The organism is Endozoicomonas sp. SESOKO1 (assembly GCF_024606265.1).
GTDB lineage: Bacteria > Pseudomonadota > Gammaproteobacteria > Pseudomonadales > Endozoicomonadaceae > Endozoicomonas.
Genome location: NZ_JAHHPP010000052.1, coordinates 1 through 1,082 on the forward strand (window position 1 = coordinate 1; position 1,082 = coordinate 1,082).

Here is a 1,082-nt window from a genome sequence, read left to right on the forward strand (position 1 = left end):
GGGTAACGCTAAACAAAACAGTAACATCGTCCCCTGCCGGTAACTGATTTGCCTTCGCATTGAACGCTGCAACCATCTTTGACAGCATTGACTGGATTGTAAGAAATACCTGTGAACCATACGTTCTAAGCGAAAGTGCATAAACTTTCTGGCTAATTTCACTAAGGTAATGACTGTCTTTTTTCAGTCCGAGGGTACGCCATAAACTTACGGGGGAAGATGCACTATCTTTAAGCGCAATTTCCTGTAGGATCGTCCTGACAAGAGCGGGTAATCGAGCATATCCGGCACCCAGGAAAATAGCATTGACCAGAGTATTTAAAGAGTTGCTAACAGAAATTCCAAACTGGCTGGCAACGGCTAATGAAACCACATCCGACAAACAAAAGCCTTCTTCGAACTGCTGATCACGCATCATTAATCGCAAAGGGTTCCATATCAAAGCGAAATTTGTGAGATCAGCTATTTGCACCGTAAAAGTTGACGGATTGGTGGTCCCCAGAGATATCCGTTGGAGATATTGAATCATGTTACGAACCATGACCCTGAGCGATTCCATCATGTCTCTTTGTTGTGCCGGAGCAACAGCGCTAAAGTATGAGAGGGTGTTAACTTTAAACACTAATCTGCCAAGTGCCTCGAAGTCATTACTCCACAGTAATGCAAGGACATCGCTATCATATTGCTGCAAATGATTGGCCATCTCCAGCGGCTGCCGGAGTTGATTGGCAAGCTCTATTGCATCCGGGTCTCCCGCAACGCCACGCTGCATCGTAAGGGTAAATTCTTTGCGCATTGCAGAAAAACCCCGTAAAAACTCCATCAGTTGCGGGACCATGTCGTCTTCGGTAATGTCCTCTTCAGCCTCTATCAGCTGGCTGATTCTGCTTAAGAAATCCGGCTCCGAAAGGATCATTCTTTTTGAACGATGGTGAGGGGCTATTGTCGTTGAGCTGGTATTCCGGTCAGGCGCGATTGTGGTGTTGAACTCATGGATAATGTCATCCACCCCGGCTGCTACGATATCGAAATAGTGACGAGCGACATCAGGGAAAGTGGCATTAGGGAAAGTGGCATTAGTG

1 protein-coding gene is annotated in these 1,082 nt (G+C 46.4%); it reads right to left on the reverse strand.

From position 1 onward, the window contains the following. A partial coding sequence (locus KDK13_RS03160) for a hypothetical protein (protein WP_257283409.1) occupies positions 1-1,082 on the reverse strand: 1,082 nt, incomplete at both ends.